This is a genomic window from Streptomyces diastatochromogenes (genome assembly GCF_002242805.1).
Lineage (GTDB): Bacteria > Actinomycetota > Actinomycetes > Streptomycetales > Streptomycetaceae > Streptomyces > Streptomyces diastatochromogenes.
On record NZ_MCGQ01000010.1, the window covers coordinates 343650 to 358085 of the forward strand.

The 14436-nt window shown below is 71.3% G+C and carries 17 protein-coding genes; 12 read left to right on the forward strand and 5 right to left on the reverse strand.

Annotated elements, in window-relative coordinates; all coding sequences use genetic code 11:
* Window positions 1-78 precede the first annotated feature (78 nt).
* Complete coding sequence (locus BEK98_RS12230; RefSeq protein ID WP_094216476.1) at window positions 79-621, reverse strand: hypothetical protein; 543 nt, start codon at window positions 619-621, stop codon at window positions 79-81.
* Window positions 622-762: 141 nt separating this feature from the next.
* Window positions 763-1512 carry a PP2C family protein-serine/threonine phosphatase gene (locus BEK98_RS12235; RefSeq protein WP_094216477.1) on the reverse strand — a complete coding sequence of 250 codons (750 nt, stop codon included), beginning with the start codon at window positions 1510-1512 and terminating at the stop codon, window positions 763-765.
* Between the two features lie 86 nt (window positions 1513-1598).
* Here BEK98_RS12235 and BEK98_RS12240 point away from each other — a divergent pair, with 86 nt between their 5' ends.
* From BEK98_RS12240 to BEK98_RS12250, 3 genes are all read left to right on the forward strand, one after another.
* The gene (locus tag BEK98_RS12240) at window positions 1599-1958 is read left to right on the forward strand and encodes a DUF6204 family protein (protein ID WP_094216478.1); all 360 of its coding nucleotides are present in this window, start codon (window positions 1599-1601) and stop codon (window positions 1956-1958) included.
* A gap of 46 nt (window positions 1959-2004) precedes the next feature.
* A complete protein-coding gene (locus BEK98_RS12245; RefSeq protein WP_094216479.1) occupies window positions 2005-2445 on the forward strand; it encodes a MarR family winged helix-turn-helix transcriptional regulator in 441 nt (146 codons plus the stop codon).
* A 270-nt stretch (window positions 2446-2715) separates the two neighbouring features.
* Window positions 2716-4134 carry a hypothetical protein gene (locus BEK98_RS12250; protein WP_167444144.1) on the forward strand — a complete coding sequence of 473 codons (1419 nt, stop codon included), beginning with the start codon at window positions 2716-2718 and terminating at the stop codon, window positions 4132-4134.
* Window positions 4135-4137: 3 nt separating this feature from the next.
* On the opposite strand, the gene BEK98_RS12255 is transcribed toward BEK98_RS12250, so the two are convergent.
* Window positions 4138-4545 carry a pyrophosphohydrolase domain-containing protein gene (locus tag BEK98_RS12255; protein ID WP_094216480.1) on the reverse strand — a complete coding sequence of 136 codons (408 nt, stop codon included), beginning with the start codon at window positions 4543-4545 and terminating at the stop codon, window positions 4138-4140.
* Between the two features lie 107 nt (window positions 4546-4652).
* Between BEK98_RS12255 and BEK98_RS12260 the strand changes: the two genes are divergently transcribed.
* On the forward strand, window positions 4653-5651 hold the full coding sequence (locus BEK98_RS12260) for a TAXI family TRAP transporter solute-binding subunit (protein WP_094216481.1): 999 nt from the start codon (window positions 4653-4655) through the stop codon (window positions 5649-5651).
* A 33-nt stretch (window positions 5652-5684) separates the two neighbouring features.
* Here the strand turns inward: BEK98_RS12260 and BEK98_RS12265 are convergent, their stop codons facing one another.
* Together BEK98_RS12265 and BEK98_RS12270 are read right to left on the reverse strand one after the other, a co-directional pair.
* On the reverse strand, window positions 5685-7094 hold the full coding sequence (locus BEK98_RS12265; RefSeq protein WP_094216482.1) for a sensor histidine kinase: 1410 nt from the start codon (window positions 7092-7094) through the stop codon (window positions 5685-5687).
* A gap of 9 nt (window positions 7095-7103) precedes the next feature.
* Window positions 7104-7790, reverse strand: coding sequence for a response regulator transcription factor (locus BEK98_RS12270; RefSeq protein ID WP_094216536.1), 687 nt, complete (start codon window positions 7788-7790; stop codon window positions 7104-7106).
* A gap of 295 nt (window positions 7791-8085) precedes the next feature.
* On the opposite strand from BEK98_RS12270, the gene BEK98_RS12275 reads away from it, so the two are divergent.
* From BEK98_RS12275 to BEK98_RS12305, 8 genes are all read left to right on the forward strand, one after another.
* Window positions 8086-8862: an amino acid ABC transporter ATP-binding protein gene (locus tag BEK98_RS12275; protein WP_094216483.1), complete on the forward strand. Its 777-nt coding sequence runs from the start codon at window positions 8086-8088 to the stop codon at window positions 8860-8862.
* An 82-nt stretch (window positions 8863-8944) separates the two neighbouring features.
* Window positions 8945-9781, forward strand: a complete 837-nt coding sequence (locus BEK98_RS12280; protein ID WP_094216484.1) for a glutamate ABC transporter substrate-binding protein — start codon at window positions 8945-8947, stop codon at window positions 9779-9781.
* Window positions 9782-9856: 75 nt separating this feature from the next.
* A complete protein-coding gene (locus tag BEK98_RS12285; RefSeq protein WP_094216485.1) occupies window positions 9857-10522 on the forward strand; it encodes an amino acid ABC transporter permease in 666 nt (221 codons plus the stop codon).
* A complete protein-coding gene (locus BEK98_RS12290; RefSeq protein ID WP_094216486.1) occupies window positions 10519-11412 on the forward strand; it encodes an amino acid ABC transporter permease in 894 nt (297 codons plus the stop codon). The genes BEK98_RS12285 and BEK98_RS12290 overlap by 4 nt, the downstream gene beginning before the upstream one ends.
* A 177-nt stretch (window positions 11413-11589) precedes the next feature.
* Window positions 11590-13215, forward strand: coding sequence for an FAD-dependent monooxygenase (locus tag BEK98_RS12295; RefSeq protein ID WP_094216487.1), 1626 nt, complete (start codon window positions 11590-11592; stop codon window positions 13213-13215).
* Between the two features lie 92 nt (window positions 13216-13307).
* Window positions 13308-13379, forward strand: a complete 72-nt coding sequence (locus BEK98_RS51100; RefSeq protein ID WP_309544753.1) for a putative leader peptide — start codon at window positions 13308-13310, stop codon at window positions 13377-13379.
* A 72-nt stretch (window positions 13380-13451) separates the two neighbouring features.
* Window positions 13452-13997 carry a cupin domain-containing protein gene (locus BEK98_RS12300; RefSeq protein WP_094216488.1) on the forward strand — a complete coding sequence of 182 codons (546 nt, stop codon included), beginning with the start codon at window positions 13452-13454 and terminating at the stop codon, window positions 13995-13997.
* Window positions 13988-14407 (forward strand): rhodanese-like domain-containing protein, encoded by a 420-nt coding sequence (locus BEK98_RS12305; protein ID WP_094216489.1) that lies wholly within the window; start codon window positions 13988-13990, stop codon window positions 14405-14407. Before BEK98_RS12300 ends, BEK98_RS12305 begins: the two co-directional genes overlap by 10 nt.
* Window positions 14408-14436: the final 29 nt, after the last annotated feature.

Sequence of the window (14436 nt, forward strand, 5' to 3'; positions counted from 1 at the left end):
TCCTCGACAGCCCTAGGACTGACCGCCACTATGCCGAGCCACCGGAGCGATGGCGACAAGATCCCGCGCATCGGGTGCTCAACGCCCGAAATCCACCCGGGACGCGCCCAGTTCGACCCTCATCGCCCGCCGTATCCGCCGCAGCCTGCTCCACAGCGCGTCGATGCTCTCCTGTACGGCGGCCTGCGAGTCCCCCGCGCGCAGGGCGCCGTCGTCCAGGCGCCGGACCATGCCGTAGACCACGCCCAGGTCATGGCTGAAGTCGCCCGCGAGGTCGAGCACGCGTTCGGGCACCCGCAGCTGCGCCTCCGCGTACACGTCCCGGTACTGGTCACGGGCTTCGGTGAGCCGCTGCCGTACGACCCTCAGGTCCTCGTCGCGGCCCAGCGCGTGCACCTGGTCGGTGAGCGCGGCCAGATACTGCCGGGCGGAGGTGTTCAGGGCGACGTAGCACGACCGCAGCTCCTGGGCCTGTCTGCGCCGCTCCTGCAGTTCCTCGGCGTGTTCCTGCTCGCGTCGGCGACTGCGGTCGGCCGCGCGCTGGGTCAGCAGCGCGGACAGCAGCGTCCCGACGACTCCGACGACCGCGACCACGAGCGCGGTCGCACCACCGACGTCCACGCCGCCTCCGTCCGTCGTCCCGTCACTACATCCAGGAGACACGCGATCCGGGGCACCACTTGGGCAAAATCCGGTTGTTGTGAGGGAGTTGCCGGACCGCCTTCATCCACCGGGGCCATCCCGGCCCGGGCCGCGACCGGGCTACTCCTCCACGACGCGCGCGACCGCCAGCGTGATGTTGTCGGGGCCGCCCGCCGCGATGGCGGCCTTCCACAGCTCGAAGGCCGCCCGGTTGTCCTCGCGCTCCCGCAGCACGTCGTCCAGCATCTCCGGCGGTACCGGATCGGTCAGACCGTCGGTGCAGATGAGCCAGCGGTCGCCGGGTGACAGGGGCGCGGCCGCCACATGGGGGCGGATCGGGCGGTAGCCGGGGCTGCCGCCCAGGCACTGGGTGACGAGGGAGGTGGTGCGCTGCCCGGGTTCGAGGGGTGGGCTGTCGTCGACGCTCAGCTGGCGCAGCCCGTCGTCGGAGGCGGCGAGGACCCGGCTGTCGCCCACGTTGAACACCATCAGCGAGCCGGGCTGTACGACGATGCCGGCGACCGTCGTCCCCATGGCCGCCAGCTCGCTTCCCTCGTCGCCGCCGGCGGCCAGGTACACGGCGCGGTTGCAGGCGCTCAGGGCGTCGCGGACGGCGTCCTCGCTGCTCAGGCCGGACCCGATCGACGCCATCCGGCGGACGACCAGCGCGCTGGCCACGTCACCCCCGGGATGCCCGCCGAGTCCGTCCGCGACGGCGACGACCAGGGGCGTCCCGAGCGGGAAGAACAGGGTCTGCGGGCTCTCGGTCACGGTGGCGCACAGGGTCCACGGCCCTACGACGAGACTGTCCTCGTTCCGTTCGCGGAGCAGCCCGGGATGGCTCAACGCGGTCACAGTCACGTACGGCATAAAACGCCACCGCCTTCCCTTCAAAGTCTAGTTTCGTGCCGGAAACCCGGTGGAGGCACACCGCCCGCCGTGCCTAAGGTCGCGGGATGAGTACCCGAACCTTCCGTATCACCGTCCGCGGCGCCTTCGACGGGCTCAGCGAGGCCCAGCGGGCCGAACTGCTCGCCGACGCCGCCCGGCACGACGTGCTGCACGCCGCCTACACGCCCGAGGGACACCTCAGTTACGACATCGCCGCCCGGCCGGCCTTCGTCTTCCGCTTCTCGGACACCGGGGAGGAAGAGGAGGACATCCTGGAGGCGACCGAGCGGGCCGAGGAGGCGGCGACGGCATGGCTGACGGAGCGCGGCTACGGCTTCAAGAACCTCAGGTCCAGCGCGGAGGACCTCTCCCAGGCGCCCTTGGGGAAGCGGCAGCGGCGGGCCGCGCGTACGAGCGGCGCATAAACTTGAGTAGTCAAGGAGATGGCAATCAACAGGACGGCGGTGCGCGATGAGTGACGCCCTGGACGCGTCACTGCGCCTGGTGCGGGCCCAGACCGCGCTCGTGCGGCGTTTCGACGCCCGGCTGGGCGGGCTGCACGGGGTGAGCCTGGCCGACTTCACGATGCTGCTGCGCCTGGGGCAGGCGCCCGGCGGCCGGATGCGCCGGGTCGATCTGGCCGAGGCGCTGGGGCTGACCGCCTCCGGGGTGACCCGCGGGTTGGCTCCCCTGGAGCGGATCGGGCTGGTGACCCGCGAGTCGGACGCCCGTGACGCGCGCGTGGCCTACGCGTCGCTGACCGGGACCGGCCGGCAGCGGCTGAAGGAGATGCTGGCCACGGCCGAGGAGACCGCCGCCGAGATCTTCGCCGGTCCCGGGTGGAGCGGGGAGGACATCGGGCTGCTGTCCGGCCTGCTGACCCGGCTCGGCGGCACGGGGCTCGCGGGCTGACCTCTGCCCGGGTGGGTCGGGGGCTCGCCGCAGCGGCGACCCTCCGCCCCGCCCGGCGGCCCGGATCCAGCCATTGCGCGGCCTGAACTCGCCGTGTGCCAGGTCACGTTGAGATGTGGGCGGATTGTGAGGGGCCGGTGCGTGCAGCCATGGCATGCTCATGGCTCACCATCGAGTTACCGACCGGTTCTACCCATGGGTAGCCGGGCCGTCGGTGCTGCCTTCCTCACCACCCCCCACTCCATCCCGGGACCAACCTTGCGCAGACGCATGAGGCACCGGCGTGCCCTCCTGCCCGCCTTCGCCGTGACCGCCCTCCTCCTCGCCGCCGGCTGCTCCTCGCCCGCGCCGCACGCCGCACCGCCGGCGGCAGGCCAGGGCCAGGACGTCCGGGCCACCGACGGCCCCAGCAGCGACACGGACCACTCCCTCACCGTGGCGGCGGCCCCCGCCGCCACCGCGACCGCCACAGCAAGCACGTCCGGCACAGACCGGCGGGCGCACAAGACCACGCTCACCGTCAGCTCGTACGACGGCCGGACCCGACGCGCCGTCATCGCCAAGGCACCGGCGAGGAACGGGTCTTCGCAGCCCCCTGCGACCCCCTCGCCCTCCTCCTCGGCGGCGCCGCACAAGGCCGCCGTCGGTGACGTCATCGCCAGTGCCCCGGCGCCCGGGGCCCCGCACGGCCTGCTCGCCAAGGTCACCCAGGTGATCGGCGAGACCGACCGGGGCACCGAGGTACAGACCGAACCGGCGGCGCTCAACGCGCTGCTGGGCGACGACACGGCCAAGGGCACCGTGCCGGTCGACCCGTCCGCCTTCGCCGTCGACAAGCTGCTGCCCGACGTCAAGGTCTCCTGGTCCAAGGCGGGCGACGTGCACGTCGGGCCCAAGGGCGCGACCGTGCCGCTCGGCAGCCTCCGGCTCGACGTCGGCGCCAAGGTGCCCACGCCCGAGGGCGCCCCGGTCTCGGCCTCCGCCTCGGTGTCCGGGTTCGTGCAGGTGGCCCCGCAGGTCGACTTCCGCTACGGCGGCACCGGGACCGACGCGGCGCCCGGCTCCGCCTACCTCGGCGTCTCCGGCGACTGGACCTCCGGGTGGGCCGTGAAGGGCCAGGCCGGCGTGGGTACCGGCACCCCGCTGCGGATCCCGTTCGCCAAGCTGCACGCCGACCCCGTGCTGCAGGTCGGCCCGGTCCCCGTCGTCGTCAACCTCGACCTGACCTGCTACGTCCAGATCAGCGGCGACGGGCACGTCACCGTCGACGTCGAGCAGAGCCTCAAGGGCGCCTTCGAGGCGGGCGGCACCTTCGGGGCGGGCAAGGGGTGGACGCCGGTCAGCTCGGCGGACATGACGAGCACGCCCGTACGGGCCTCCCTGACCACCGCCGGGAGCCTGAAGACGGCCCTCGGCGCCGAGGCGTCCGTCGGCCTCTACGGCACCGTCGGCGTCACCGCCGACCTGGCGCCGTACCTGCGCGGCGAGGCCTCCGGGACGGTCACCGCCTCCTCCGACACGCCCGGCGCGAAGGCCGAGGGCACCTGGGGGGTGTACGGCGGTGTCGACCTGTCGGGCACCCTGCGGATCCAGCTGTCCATCTTCGGCACGCCGGTGCTGCAGCGGAGCGTTCCGCTGGGCTCCCTGCACCGCGAGTGGAAGCTGGCGGGCGGCTCGCTCACGTCCTAGGCGTCAGGCTGCGCCGCCCGGTGTCCAGCCCTGGCGGCGCAGCACGGCCGACACGTCCGGTGCCCGGTAGTGCTCGCCCTTGAGGACCTTGCCGTCGGCTCTGCGGGCGACCTGGCCGTCGGGGCCCAGCTTGCTCATGTTGGCGCGGTGGATCTCGGCGATCACCTCGTCCAGATCGATCCCGTGGACCAGCGCGGTGCCGTACGCCACGTACACCACGTCCGCCAGTTCGTGCGCGAGCTGGTTCAGCGGGCCCTCGACGGACACCTCGGCGACCTCCGCGGCCTCCTCGGCGAGCAGGTGCCCGCGGTGCGCGGCCAGCTCGGGGCCCACCTCCGTCGGCGTGGTGCGGGCGTCGAGGCCGAAGGCGTGGTGGAATTCGCGGACGAGACGGGCGGGCGAGGAACTCATACGGCGACTCTAACGGCCGCCGCTGACAGTCCCACCGCGCTTCCCTGGGGCCCGGGATCGACCCCGGCGCTGGTCAGCTCCGCGCACGGCCTGGCAGGATCGCCCGCATGTCCAAGGTGTTCCCCCGTGTCAGCATGCGCCGTGCGCTCCAGGGCGCGACCGTCGGCGTCGTGGCCCTCGGGCTGCTGCTGTGGTGGCTGCTGCCGCTGGGCGAGACCCCGCCGAGCGGGACGATCGTCTTCAGCACGGGCACGCCTCGCGGGGTCTACCAGGAGTACGGCGAGCGGCTGCGCACCGAGCTGGCCAAGGACATGCCGGGGCTGAAGGTGAAGCTGCTCAACAGCGCCGGCTCGCAGGAGAACGTCGAGCGGCTGGCGACCGGGAAGGCCGACTTCACGGTCGCGGCGGCCGACGCCGTGGCGACGTACGAGCTGCAGCACCGCGCCGGCGCGGACCGGTTGCGCGGTGTGGCCCGGCTCTACGACGACTACGTGCAGCTGATCGTGCCGCGCGACTCCAAGGTGAACAGCGTCGCGGACCTGCGGCACAAGCGGGTGGCCATCGGGCTGCCCGACTCCGGGGTGCGGCTGATCGCCAACCGGGTGCTCAGGGCCGCGGGCATCGACCCGCGGAAGGACATCACTCCGGTGGCGGAGGGCATCGACACCGGGCCGGACCGGTTGCGGCACGGCCAGATCGACGCCTTCTTCTGGTCGGGCGGGCTGCCCACCAAGGGGTTGGGCGAGCTGGCCAAGAAGTACGCCTTCAAGTTCGTACCGATCGACGGCGACCTCGTCACCAGGCTGCACGCCGGCGGGGAGACCGCGCGCTACTACCGGGCCACCAACATGCCCGAGTCGGCGTACCCGTCCGTGCAGCACGGCACCGCGGTGCCGACCATCTCGGTGTCCAACCTGCTGATGACCCGCACGGACATGGATCCCCGGCTGACCGAGTGGGTGACCCGCACGGTGATCAAGAGCCGCGACGGCATCGGCGCCCACGTCCACTCCGCCCAGCTGGTCGACCTGCGCACCGCGATCTACACCGACCCGCTGCCCCTCCAGGAGGGCGCCCGGCGCTACTACCGGTCGGTGAAGCCCTAGAGGTCGGTGAGGCCCGAGAGGTTCGGTGAACCCCTAGAGGCTGTCCGGGTTCCTCGGCACCGTCACCGTCACCTGGAGTCCCCGCGGCTCGTGGTGCGCGTAGGTGATCGAGCCGCCGCCCGCCGCGAGCAGGGCGCGGGTGATGGACAGGCCCAGGCCCGAGCCCTTGACGTTCTGGTGGCGGCCGCTGCGCCAGAAACGGTCGCCCACGCGCGCGAGTTCCTCGTCGGTGAGGCCGGGGCCGGTGTCGGTGACCACGACCGTCGAGGTGTCGCCGTTGGAGGAGACGGCGACCTCGACCGTGCCGCCCTCGGGGGTGAACTTCACGGCGTTGTCGATCACCGCGTCCAGCGCGCTGGACAGGGCGATCGGGTCGGCCCACGCGGTGGTGGGCGGGCAGTCGCCGACCAGCCGGACCCCCTGGGCGCCGGCGGCCGGTGACCAGGCGGCCACCCGCTCCTCGGCCATGGCTCCGACGTCGGTCAGCATGAGGTCGGCCGCGGCGTGCTCGGCCAGCGCCAGATCGAGCAGGTCGTCCAGGACCTGCGCGAGGCGCTTGCCCTCGGTGCGGACCGAGGCGATCTCCTCGTTGCCCTGCGGGAGTTCCAGGGCGAGCAGTTCGATGCGCAGCAGCAGCGCCGAGAGCGGGTTGCGCAGCTGGTGCGAGGCGTCCGCGACGAAGGCGCGCTGCTGCTCCAGCACGTCCTCGACGTTGTCCGCCATCTCGTTGAACGACCGGGCCAGCCGCCGGAGTTCCGGCGGCCCCCCGGCGACCGCGACCCGGGACTTCAGGCGCCCGGTGGCGATGTCGTGGGTGGTGGCGTCCAGGATCCGTACCGGCCGGAGCACCCAGCCGGTCAGCCGCAGCGCGGCACCGACGGCGAGCAGCATCGCGGCGATCTCGCCGGCCCCGATGACCAGCCAGCCGCGCAGGATCCGGGAACGCATCTGCCCGGTGGGCGAGTCGGTGACGACGACCGCCACGACGTCCCCGTCCCGGATCACCGGCGAGGCGACGACCAGACTGCTGCGCTGCCACGGCCACACCTGCCGGGGGTCGTGGCTGCGGCGGCTCAGCAGCGCCTCGGCGAACGCCGCCCGGACCTCCCCCGTCCGGGGGACGAACCAGTCGCCCGGGGCGTTGGCCATGGCGGCCGAGCCGTTGCGGTAGAAGACCCCCGCGCGGATGCCGTAGACGCCGTAGTAGCTGTCCAGTTCGCGGCGGAGCGTCTCCTGGCGCTCGTCCGGGGCGGTACGACGGGATCCGCTGGGACCGTCGGTGACGAACTGGGCGAGCGCCGCGAAGCGCGCGGTGTCGTCGATCCGGTCGACGACGACCCGCTGCTGCTCGCCTGCAGCCACGCTGACGGCGAGCGGGACGCCGAGGGCGAGGAGTACGGCCGCCATCAGGACGATGAGCAGCGGCAGGAGCCGTGTGCGCACCCGACCCCGCTAGGCGGCCGGGGCGACGAGCCGGTAGCCGACGCCGCGTACGGTCTCGATCAGCGCGGGCATGCGCAGCTTGGCGCGCAGGGAGGCGACGTGCACCTCCAGGGTGCGGCCCGTGCCCTCCCAGCTGGTGCGCCACACCTCGCTGATGATCTGCTCCCGCCGGAAGACGACTCCGGGCCGCTGGGCGAGCAGCGCGAGCAGATCGAACTCCTTGCGGGTCAGTTGGATCACCGAACCGTCCACGCTGACCTGCCGGGTGGGCAGTTCGATGAGCACGGCTCCCAGCCGCAGCGCGGTCTCGGCGCCCGGTGCGGCGTCCTCGTGGGCGGTGCGCCGGCTGACGGCGTGGATCCGGGCGAGCAGCTCCCCGGTGTCGTACGGCTTCACCACGTAGTCGTCGGCGCCCAGGTTGAGCCCGTGGATGCGGGAGCGGACGTCGGAGCGCGCGGTGACCATGATCACCGGCGTGCTGGTGCGCTTGCGGATCTTGCCGCAGACCTCGTAGCCGTCCTGGTCGGGCAGGCCCAGGTCGAGCAGGACCACGCCGAATCCGGCGCCCTCGGGGACGAGTGCCTGGAGGGCCTCCTCGCCGCTGCGCGCGTGGGTGACCTCGAAGCCGTGCCGCGCGAGGACCGCCGACAGCGCGGCTGCGACATGGTTGTCGTCCTCGACGAGCAGCAGTCTCATCCCGGCCCCCTCCGGTTCAGCGGTCATACGGTCACGGTTCTCGTTCGGCTTGTAGATCGTGCGCACGCGCGCGTGCACCATGGAAGTCACGCCGATGGAGAAGGACGGCGTCAAGAGGGTTCCGGTTGCCTGCCGCTTCCGTTACCCGCCCGATACGCGCGCGGGTCTCAAGTGCTACGACACGTGTCCGATTGCTATCGGATCGTGATGCTCAGATTCCCCTCAGATGTGATGACGCTGGTCACCGGCCATCACTACTGTCCACCGAAACCGAGGAGGACGGAGCCTGAGAGCGATGACCAAAGTATCGGTGGCCAAGGAAGACGTGGCCGCGTCCGGCGATCTGGTCGTCCTGAAGAGCGTCAACAAGCACTTCGGCGCGTTGCACGTACTCCAGGACATCGACCTGACGATCGCCCGCGGTGAGGTCGTCGTGGTCATCGGGCCCTCCGGGTCCGGAAAGTCGACCCTGTGCCGCACCATCAACCGCCTGGAGACGATCGACTCGGGCACCATCGCGATCGACGGCAAGCCGCTGCCCCACGAGGGCAGGGAGCTGGCCCGGCTGCGCGCCGACGTCGGGATGGTCTTCCAGTCCTTCAACCTCTTCGCGCACAAGACCGTGCTCGAGAACGTGATGCTCGGGCAGGTCAAGGTCCGCAAGGCGGACAAGAAGCAGGCCGAGGAGAAGGCCCGTGCCCTGCTCGACCGGGTCGGTGTCGGCACCCAGGCCGACAAGTACCCGGCCCAGCTGTCCGGCGGCCAGCAGCAGCGCGTCGCCATCGCCCGGGCGCTGGCGATGGGCCCGAAGGTCATGCTCTTCGACGAGCCGACCTCGGCCCTCGACCCCGAGATGATCAACGAGGTCCTCGAAGTCATGCAGCAGCTCGCCCGGGAGGGCATGACGATGATCGTCGTCACCCATGAGATGGGTTTCGCACGATCGGCTGCAAACCGGGTGGTCTTCATGGCGGACGGCCGCATCGTCGAACAGGCTGCGCCCGACCAGTTCTTCAGCAATCCGCGCAGTGACCGGGCCAAGGACTTCCTGTCGAAGATCCTGCACCACTGACGGCACAGAGCCCTGGCCCCGGACACCCGGGGCCACCCGTCCCTCACGGACCGCGTTCCTCACCACTCAAAGGATGTTCACGATGAAGCTCCGCAAGGTCACCGCCGCCTCTGCCGTCGTACTCGCCCTCACCGTGACCGCCACCGCGTGCGGCGGCGACAAGAAGGACGAGGGCGGCTCCTCCGGCGGCGGCAAGAAGATCACCATCGGTATCAAGTTCGACCAGCCCGGCATCGGCCAGAAGACCCCGCAGGGCTACGCGGGCTTCGACGTCGACGTGGCCACCTACGTCGCCGGCAAGCTCGGTTACAAGCCGAACCAGATCGAGTGGCGGGAGTCGAAGAGCGCCGACCGCGAGACCATGCTGCAGCGTGGTGACGTCGACTTCATCGCGGCCTCCTACTCGATCACCCCGGAACGTCAGCAGAAGGTCGACTTCGCCGGCCCGTACCTGCTGGCCCACCAGGACGTGCTGCTCCGCGCGGACGACAACACCATCAAGTCGCCGGCGGACCTGAACAAGAAGAAGCTGTGTTCGGTGACCGGCTCGACGTCGGCGCAGAACGTCAAGGACAAGCTGGCCCCCAAGGCGCAGCTGCAGCAGTACCCGACGTACTCGGCGTGCCTGACCGGTCTGCAGAGCAAGGCGATCGACGCGCTGACCACGGACGACTCGATCCTCGCCGGTTACGCCGCCCAGTCCCAGTTCAAGGGCAAGTTCAAGCTCGGCGGCTTCAAGATGACCAACGAGAACTACGGCATCGGCATCAAGAAGGGCAGCGACCTCAAGGCCAAGATCAACAAGGCCCTGGAGGAGATGGTCTCCGACGGTTCCTGGCAGAAGGCCGTGGACAAGAACTTCGGCCCGGCCGGCTACAAGAACGAGCCCGCCCCGAAGATCGGCGACATCAAGAGCTGAGGAAACGCCCGGCGGGTGCGCCGTCCGTGAGGGCGGCGCACCCGGGCATCCCTACACGCGGAAGCGCGGGAGATCGTGTTCGACTTTCTTGACAAGTACGACGTGCTGGGAGCGTTCTGGACGACGGTGCAGCTCACCCTGCTGTCCGCCGCCGGCTCCCTGATCTGGGGCACTCTGCTGGCCTCCATGCGGGTGGGCCCGGTGCCGCTGATGCGCGGTTTCGGCACCGCCTACGTGAACATCGTGCGGAACATCCCGCTCACGGTGATCATCCTGTTCGCCTCGCTCGGGCTGAACCAGACGCTGGGCGTCAACCTGGGCTCGGACAAGGTCGACACGACCAACTTCCGGCTGGCCGTGCTCGGTCTGATCCTCTACACGTCGGCCTTCGTCTGCGAGGCGATCCGCGCGGGCATCAACACGGTTCCGGTCGGCCAGGCGGAGGCGGCCCGGGCCATCGGCCTGAGCTTCACGCAGGTCCTCGGCCTGATCGTGCTGCCGCAGGCCTTCCGCGCGGCCGTCGTGCCGCTGGCCAACGTACTGATCGCGCTGACGAAGAACACGACCGTGGCGGCCGCGATCGGCGTGGCGGAAGCGGCGCTCCTGATGAAGGAGATGGTGGAGAACGAGGCGCAGCTGCTGGCGATCTCCGCGGTCATCGCCTTCGGGTTCTGTTGTCTGACCCTGCCGACCGGTCTGATCCTCGGCTGGGTGGGCAAGAAGGTGGCGGTGAAGCGATGAGTTCGGTCCTGTACGACGCCCAGGGCCCCCGCGGCAAGCGGCGCAACGTCCTGTACACGGCGGTCTTCCTGGTCGCCTTCGCGGCCGTCCTGTTTTGGGTGTTCCAGGCCCTGGACGACAAGGGCCAGCTGGAGTGGGTGCTGTGGAAGCCGTTCTTCAGCGGCACCGAGGCCTACTCGACGTACATCTGGCCCGGTCTGCAGAACACCCTGAAGGCCGCGGCGCTCGCGATGGTCATCGCGCTGCCGCTGGGTGCGACCCTCGGCATCGCCCGCCTCTCGGACCACCTGTGGATCCGCGTCCCGGTCGGGATGATCGTCGAGTTCTTCCGGGCGATCCCGGTGCTGGTCCTGATGATCTTCGGGCTCGCCCTGTTCGCCCAGTACACCGACGTCAGTTCGGACGACCGTCCGTTCTACGCAGTCGTGACCGGTCTGGTGCTGTACAACGCGTCGGTGCTGGCGGAGATCGTCCGCGCGGGCATCCTCGCCCTGCCGAAGGGCCAGTCCGAGGCGGCCATGGCGATCGGTCTGCGCAAGAACCAGGTGATGCGGCTCATCCTGCTGCCCCAGTCGGTGACCGCGATGCTCCCGGCGATCGTCAGCCAGCTCGTCGTGATCGTGAAGGACACCGCGCTCGGCGGCGCGGTCCTCACCTACCCCGAACTCCTCGCTTCGGCCAACACGATGAGCGGCTACTACGGCGCCAACATCATCGCCTCCCTCACCATCGTGGCCGTGATCTTCGTGATCATCAACTTCTCGCTGACCTCGTTCGCGAGCTGGCTGGAGGGGAGGCTGCGGCGGCGCAAGAAGTCGACCGGCGCGGTCCTCGGTGTCGATGACACCGTGAACATCCCGGGCCACGCGGGAACGGGAACCTCGGCCTGACGTCAGGTCAAACCCGAATGCGTCACCCAGAGGCAGTGGCATGATCGCCACTGCCTCTGGTCACTTGACGCAAACTCTGCCAATGGGTTGCATACGTTCTGTGATCGTGCACCCCGCTTCACCTTCCTGTTCCTCCATGTCCGTCAGGGCACCGCTGCGGGCAGGGGGCGCCGCGCCGTGGACCCGGTGATCATCGTCGGAGCGGGGCCCGTCGGGCTCACGCTCGCCCTGGCGCTGGCCCGCCAGGAGGTGCCCTCCGTCGTCCTGGACGAGGGCCCCGGCAAGGACGAACCACGCCCGGCGCGCACTGTCGTGCTGCGCGAGGACACGGCCGCCCTGCTGGAGCGGCTGACCGGATTCGCGCTCGGTGATCACGGCACGAGATGGACCGGATGGCGGTCGGTCAGGCGCAGGCAGGTGATGACCGAGATCACCTTCGACGAGGGCGATCCCGCCACGCCGCTGCACCTCGCCCAGCACGTCCTCACGGGCGCCCTGCGCGCGGCCGTCGCCCACGAGCCGCTGGTCGAGGTCGCCGTGGACAGCCGGCTCGACTCGATCGAGCAGGAGCGTTCCGGCGTCTCCGCCCACACCCGCGGCCCCAAGGGCACCTGGTGGCGCGGCAGTTACCTGGTCGGCTGCGACGGGCCCCGCTCGACCGTGCGCAAGCTGCAGGACATCCGCTTCCCGGGCCGTACGGCGGTGGAGCGGCACGCGGTGGCCGCCCTGCGCGTGGAACTTCCTTGGGAGGGCCAGGCGTTTCTCCATCGGATGCCGCCGTGGCGGTCGTCCGGGCCCTCGGCCGGGGAGGTGACCGCCCGCCCCCTCCCGGACGGCGTGTGGCGTCTGGACTGGCTGCTGCCGCCGGGCAAGGACCTGGTCACGCCCGAGATCCTGGTGGCCCGGATCCGCGAGACCCTCGCGGGCTGGACGGAGGGCACCACACCGGCGTACGACCTCCTCGACACCGGTGTCCACACGGTGCACCACCGGCTGGCCCGGCGCTGGCGCGCCGGCCGGGTCTTCCTCGCCGGGGACGCGGCCCACCTGCTCGGCGCGCTCGGCACCCAGGGGCTCGACGAGGGCCTCAGGGACGCCGACAACCTGGCCTGGAAGCTGGCCCCGGCCTGGCACCACGGGCACCACGAGGCGCTGCTCGACAGCTACCAGGCCGAGCGGCGCGCGGTGGTCGCCGCCCGGCTGCGCGCCGCCGACCAGTTGCTGCCGGTGCTCCGCGGCGGGGGCGGGCTGCGTCACTACGTCCCGGGCGCGGCCCGGGGTCACGACGCACTGCTCACGGACGGTCACCTGGGGCGCGGCCCGGTGGGTGCGCCGGGGGCGTACGCCGACTCGCCGCTCGCACCCCGGCACCTGGAGGCGGAGATCCCGGTCGACACGCCGTTCGGCTCAGCGGTGACCGATGTGCGGGTCACCGCGGAGGACGGTTCCTTCGTACGGCTGCGCGACCGGCTGGGCCGTGGCGCACTGCTCGTCGTGCTGATCGCACCGGGCACGGGCGTGTGGGACCGCAAGCACTGGGTGTCCGCCGGGGTCATGCCCCGGCTCGCCGCCGCGGTGACGGCGCTTCCGCACCCGGCCGAACTGCTGGTCGCCGAGGACTACCCGGGTGCGCCGGCGCACAGCGTGCTGCTCGTGCGCCCCGACGGCCACCTGGTCACCGCGCTGAGCGGAGTGCGTCCGGCCGACCTGTACGCGGCGGCGGAGGCGACGCTGGGCGGTGCCGTGCAGGCGAAGGAGGAAAAGGAGAAGGAGGGGGCGGAGGCCGGCTCCGGCGCGCGCTGACCGTGCGCCCGGTCACCCTCTGTCCACATGGTGACGGTGAGTTGACCGGAGTGCGGCAGCGTGCTGTACTCCGGATCGTGACCGACACCTGTGTGCGCCTGTGGCGGAGGGTCCATATGGACCTCGTCCGCTATGCGGGCTGCGTGTGTCGCCCGTCCTGCTGAATTCGCTCCCCCCTTTCTTGCTCCGGGCGCCGTTGTGCGCCCGTTCGGCGAACCCTCTTCAGGACGGTGCACGTGTCTGTATCCCCCTCCGTCTCCCCCGCTGCCACCGCCGGTGCCACCGGCTCGGCGCCGACCCAGGCGGACCTCCTCGACTTCGCGCGGCGCACGGCTGCCGACACCGAGCTGGTCGCCTCGCTGCCGCTCGACCCGGAGGGCCGCACCTGGGTGCGGCTCGAGGGCCCCGGCGGCAGCGAGGCCTGGCTGATCGGCTGGCCGCCCGGCTCCGGCACCGGCTGGCACGACCACGCCGACTCGGTCGGCGCCTTCCTCACCGCGGCGGGTGAACTCAAGGAGTACTCACTGGCCGCCCGGCTGCCCACCGACGGCTGGAAGACCCTGGAACTCACCGAGGGCGTCGACCGCGAGCGCCGGCTGCCCGCCGGACAGGGCCGCTCCTTCGGCCGCCACCACGTGCACGAGGTGCTGAACGAGTCCCCGGACCGGCATGCGATCTCCGTCCACGCCTACTACCCGCCGCTGCCACGGATCCGCCGTTACAGTCGCACGGGTCAGGTACTGCGCCTGGAGCAGGTCGAGCGCCCGGAGGACTGGCAGTGAGCGGCGGCACGGAGACACAGCCCGTGGGCATCGACGACCTGCTGGAGCGGGTCCGCGCGGGCTACCGGCGCGTCGAGGCACAGGAGGCGCACGAGGCGGCGCGGACCGGTGAGGCCCTGCTGGTCGACATCCGGTACGCGGCCCTGCGCGAGCGGGACGGCGTGATCCCCGGCGCGCTGATCATCGAGCGCAACGAACTGGAGTGGCGCCTCGACCCGCAGGGCAGCCACCGGACCCCCGAGGCCACCGGCCACGACCTGCACATCGTCGTCATCTGCAACGAGGGCTACGCCTCCAGCCTGGCAGCCGCCTCCCTCCACCAGCTGGGCCTGCACCGCGCGACGGACCTGGTCGGCGGCTTCCAGGCATGGCGGGCGCAGGGGCTGCCGGTGGAGCCGGTGAACGGCTGACGGAGGCTCAGCAGGGCGGCGGCCACGGC